The organism is Acidovorax sp. KNOB132 (assembly GCF_057541515.1).
The window spans coordinates 1-4,581 of record NZ_BAAJYT010000273.1; the positions used below are offsets into that span (position 1 = coordinate 1).

4 protein-coding genes and 2 pseudogenes are annotated in these 4,581 nt (G+C 69.3%); 2 read left to right on the forward strand and 4 right to left on the reverse strand.

Annotation, left to right across the window (positions count from 1 at the left end):
* Together AC27IO_RS20740 and AC27IO_RS20745 are read right to left on the reverse strand one after the other, a co-directional pair.
* On the reverse strand, window positions 1-748 hold a 748-nt coding region (locus tag AC27IO_RS20740; protein WP_487090609.1), incomplete at its 3' end, for a cytochrome c biogenesis ResB family protein.
* Window positions 749-865: 117 nt separating this feature from the next.
* Window positions 866-1,513 (reverse strand): c-type cytochrome, encoded by a 648-nt coding sequence (locus AC27IO_RS20745; RefSeq protein WP_284425978.1) that lies wholly within the window; start codon window positions 1,511-1,513, stop codon window positions 866-868.
* Between the two features lie 84 nt (window positions 1,514-1,597).
* Here AC27IO_RS20745 and yihA point away from each other — a divergent pair, with 84 nt between their 5' ends.
* Together yihA and AC27IO_RS20755 are read left to right on the forward strand one after the other, a co-directional pair.
* Window positions 1,598-2,338 carry a ribosome biogenesis GTP-binding protein YihA/YsxC gene (yihA, locus tag AC27IO_RS20750; RefSeq protein WP_284425977.1) on the forward strand — a complete coding sequence of 247 codons (741 nt, stop codon included), beginning with the start codon at window positions 1,598-1,600 and terminating at the stop codon, window positions 2,336-2,338.
* 50 nt (window positions 2,339-2,388) lie between these two features.
* Window positions 2,389-3,311 (forward strand): annotated as a pseudogene (locus tag AC27IO_RS20755) (alpha/beta fold hydrolase).
* Window positions 3,312-3,364: 53 nt separating this feature from the next.
* Here the strand turns inward: AC27IO_RS20755 and AC27IO_RS20760 are convergent.
* Together AC27IO_RS20760 and AC27IO_RS20765 are read right to left on the reverse strand one after the other, a co-directional pair.
* A pseudogene (locus AC27IO_RS20760) lies at window positions 3,365-4,236 on the reverse strand (lysophospholipid acyltransferase family protein).
* Window positions 4,233-4,581: LpxL/LpxP family acyltransferase (locus AC27IO_RS20765; RefSeq protein ID WP_498740534.1), on the reverse strand; the 349-nt coding region annotated here is incomplete at its 5' end. The gene AC27IO_RS20765 and the pseudogene AC27IO_RS20760, both read right to left, overlap by 4 nt.

Here is a 4,581-nt window from a genome sequence, read left to right on the forward strand (position 1 = left end):
GCGTGCCCTCGGCCACCAGCAGGTTGCCGCGGAAGGTCGGGTTGCGCTCGGACAGGCGGTGCTCGGGCCGGACCTCGGAGATCAATCCGCCGCCGTTGTACGGCGTCTTGCCGCCCAGCCACATCTGCGCGCGCACGACCAGGTCGCCGTCCAGCAGGCCGCCCACGCACACCAGCACGATGGCGCTGTGCGCCGCGATGTAGCCGATCTTGTTGGCCGCACCCGCCTTGGCCGCCACCATCCAGCCCGTTCCGGGCCCGGCCGGCGTGGTGCGCTGCTGCAGCCGCACCTTCCAGCCGCCGCCGGCCAGCATGTCGCCGATGCGGCGCGCGGCGGCCTCGGGGGTTTCGCCGGGCAGCGGCCCCTTGGCCCGCAGCCCGAAGGCCTCCAGGCTTTGCTCGCGCACGTTTTCCTTGTAGTTGCGCACGTCGGCCAGGTAGCGCGGGCCGTTGCGCGCGATGCACAGCGAGGTGCTCGCCACCAGGAACGCCAGGATCAGCAGGAACCACCAGGCGCTGTACACCGCGTTGAGCTTGAGCGCCATGAACAGCTCGGCCCAGAACGGCCCGAACTGGTTCACGTAGTTGGCGGCGGGTTCGTGCTGCTTGAGCACCGTGCCGATCACCGAGGCGATGCAGATCACCGTCAGCAGCGAGATCGCGAAGCGCATGGACGACAGCAGTTCCACCGCCGCGCGCATGGCCTGCGAGCGGGTGTGGATGCGGATGCCGTGGGTGGTTTCAGACATGGACGAAAGACAAAAGGGCGGGCCATCCGTTCAGATGGACCCGCCCGTCTTGGGTGTGATTATCGGCGGTTGGTTCAGGGGCGCGGCACGGTGGCCGGCCCGGGGGATTGACCCAGGTCAACGCAGGCCAGCGATGTAGTCGGCGACGGCCTTGATCTCGCGGTCGTTGAGCTTGGCGGCGACCTGCGTCATCTGCAGGCTGTTGCTGCGCACGCCGTCGCGGAAGGCGACGAGCTGCGCGGCGGTGTAGTCGGCGTGCTGGCCCGACAGGCGGGGGTACTGCACCGGAATGCCCGCGCCGTTGGGACTGTGGCAGCCGGCGCAGGCGGCGATGTTGCGGTCGGCGATGCCGCCGCGGTAGATGCGCTCGCCCAGGGCGACGAGTTCCTTGTCCTTGGCGAAGCCCGGCTTGGCCTGCTTGGACGCCACCCACCAGGCGATGTTGCGCATGTCGTCATCGGACAGGGCCGAGGCGAAGCCCTTCATGACGGGGTTGTTGCGCTTGCCGGACTTGAACTCCTGCAACTGCTTGACAAGGTATTCGGGGTGCTGCTGGGCCAGCTTGGGGTTGATGGCGATGGCGGAGTTGCCATCGGCCGCGTGGCAGGCCACGCACACGGCCGTGAAGGTGGCCTCACCCTTGGCCAGGTCCGGCTTGGCGGGTTTTTGCGCCGCGGCAGCGGGGGCGGCCCCCTGAGAAAAAGCCGGGAAAGCAGCAACTGCCAGCACGGCAGCCATCAGCATGGGAGCAAGCAATTTCTTCATATCGAGGGTTCTTGTGTTATGGGCGCAAAACGGCGCGATTCTACAATGCGACCCCCTGGCCCTCTATCCTTGGTAACCCCCGTTATGACGACTACATCACATGCGCCAGTTGCTGGCTCCCTCCCGCCCGCACCGGACGCCAAAGTCGCCATGGGGTGGATGCACACCACGCGGTTCCTGACGACGGCAGCGCAACTGCACCACCTGCCCCCCATCGATGTGCCCGAGATCGCCTTCGTCGGCCGCTCCAATGCCGGCAAGTCCACCTGCATCAACACGCTCACGCAGCAAAAGCAGCTGGCCTTCGCCTCCAAGAAGCCCGGTCGCACGCAGCACATCAATTTGTTCTCGCTGGGCAAGCAGGGCGTGACCGACGCCGTGCTGGCCGACCTGCCCGGCTACGGCTACGCCGCCGTGTCGCGCTCGGACAAGATCCGCTGGCAGCAGGTGATGCTGAGCTACCTGGTCACCCGCCAGAGCCTGACCGGCATCGTGCTGCTGTGCGACCCGCGCCTGGGACTGACCGAGCTGGACGAAGCGCTGCTGGAGGCCGTGCGCCCGCGCGTCGAATCGGGCCTGAAATTCCTGGTGCTGCTCACCAAGGCCGACAAGCTCACCCGCGCCGAGCAGGCCAAGGTGCTGTCCATCACGCGACTGCAGGCCGGCGGCGGCGAGGTCAAGATGTTCTCGGCCCTCAAGAAGCAAGGGGTGGACGAGGTGGCGCAACTGCTGTGGCAGTGGTCCCACCCGGTGGCCGGCCCGTCGCCCGAGGCGCAGGACGGCACCGAAGAGGCGCCCCTGGACGAGGATTCGGAAGACAACTAGGCGCCCGCGCAGACAGGTCATGCGCGGGCTGCGATCCAAGGCAGAGCACCATGATCGACACCATTGCGCACGCCCTGCCCCACGGCACCACGCTGCACTGCCGCACCCGCGGCGAGCGCGGCCGCCCGGTGCTGCTGTTCCTGCACGGGTTTCCCGAAGGCGCCTTCATCTGGGATGCGCTGCTGGAGCACTTCGCCGACCCGGCCCACGGCGGCTACCGCTGCGTGGCGCCCTGGCTGCGCGGCTTCGCGCCGTCGAGCGCCCCGCCGGACGTGGCCGCCTACCGCGCCAAGCACCTGGTGCAGGACATCACGGCCCTGATCGCGGCCGAATGCGGCGACTCGCAGCCCCTGGCCGCGCTGATCGCGCACGACTGGGGCGGCGCAGTGGCCTGGAACCTGGCCAACCAGCGGCCTGAGTTGATGCAGCGGCTGGTGATCGTCAATTCGCCGCATCCGGGCACGTTCCTGCGCGAGCTGCAGAACAACCCGGCCCAGCAGGCGGCCAGCCAGTACATGCACTTTCTCTGCCGGCCGGACGCCGAGGCGCTGCTTGCGGCCGACGACTTCCGGCGCCTGTTCGGCTTTTTCGACCGGGCCGACGGCACGCGCCCGCGTGGCTCACCCCCGAGGTGCGCGACCAGTACCGCGCCACCTGGGGCGCTGGCCTGACGGGCCCGTGCAACTACTACCGCGCCAGCCCGCTGCGCCCGCCGCGCGAGGGCGATCCCGCCGCCGGCGCGCTCACCCTGCCAGATTCGATGCTCACCGTGAACGTGCCCACCCGCGTGGTCTGGGGCCTGGACGACCCGGCCCTGCTGCCCGGGCTGCTGCAGGGGCTCGCGCAATGGGTGCCTTCGCTCACCCGCACCGAGGTGCCGGGCGCCTCGCACTGGATCGTGCACGAGCAGCCGGCGGCGGTGATCCGGGCCATCACCGAAAGCCTGACGCCCCAAACGCTACAAAGTCAATAGCAATACAGGCAATCAAACCGCCGGCGTGGCAACGATTCGGCTAGAAATTGCTTTTATTTTTGGTACACCGAAGGCTCGCCGTCCGGGCGGGACTTGAAGCGCTTGTGCACCCAGTAGTACTGGCCCGGCATGGTGTCGATCCACTGCTGCAGCTCGCGGTTCATGCGGGCCGTGTCGGCCTCCAGGTCGTCGGTGGGAAAGTGCTCCCACGCCGGCATCATCTCGGCGCTGTAGCCGGTGGGGGTCAGGCGGCCCACCAGCGGCACGACCTTGGCGCGGCCCAGGCGGGCGAAGCGCGACAGCGAGGGGATCGTCGCCGCGCGCACGCCGTAGAACGGCACGAAGACCGACTCGCTCGGGCCGAAGTCCATGTCCGGCAGCAAATACAGCAGCCCGCCCTTGCGCAGCCCGCTCAGGATGGGCTTGACGCCGTCGCCCCGGTTGAGCATGCGCACGTTGCCGAAGCGCTGGCGGCCCGCGAACAGCCAGGCGTCCACGGCCGGGTCCGGGTGCGGCGTGAAGATCGAGGTGAAGGCCCGGTCGGTCTGCAGGGTGAGCGTCGTGCCCGCCGCATCCATGCCGAGGAAATGCGGCGCGAAGATGATGGTGGGCGCATCGCCGTCCAGCTCGTGCAGCGCGCCGTGGATGGTGAGCCGCTTTTCGACCACCGCGCGCGGCGCCATCCACAGCCAGCTGCGGTCCAGCCAGGTCTGCAAAAGCGCACGAAGGTCTCGCGGGCCCAGGCGCGCCGCTGGGCGGGGGACGCATCGGGAAAGCACAGCTCCAGATTGCGCAGCGCCACCTTGCGGCGCGGCGCGGCCAGCCGATACAGCACCTGGCCGATCACCCAGCCCAGGCCGCGCAGCACCGGCAGCGGCAGGCGGGCCAGCACGCCCATCAGCCACACGTTCATGCGGCCCGTCATGCCGCGGCCCCTGCGGCGTGCGCTTCGGCCCGCGGCTGCTTGTAGCGGGCATAGCCCCACAGGTACTGGTCGGGGCTCTGGCGGATGGTGTGCTCCATCGCCTGGTTGATCTGCAGCACGGCCGCGTCAAGGTCTTCGGACAGGGGCACGGACAACTCCTCGAAATGCAAGACATAGCCGCGGCCGGCGCCCAGCCGCTCGCAGCGCGCCAGCACCACGGCCGCGCCCGTCTGCTGCGCCAGCCGCGCGGCCAGGGTCATGGTGTAGGCCTCGCGGCCGAAGAACGGCGACCACACGCCCTGGCCCTGCGGCGGGACCTGGTCGGGCAGCAGGCCCACGGCCTCG

Excerpts from the sequence above, each read along its gene's own strand:
- AC27IO_RS20745 (WP_284425978.1), bottom strand. The coding sequence starts at position 1,513 with ATGAAGAAATTGCTTGCTCCCATGCTGATGGCTGCCGTGCTGGCAGTT.
- yihA (WP_284425977.1), top strand. The coding sequence starts at position 1,598 with ATGACGACTACATCACATGCGCCAGTTGCTGGCTCCCTCCCGCCCGCA.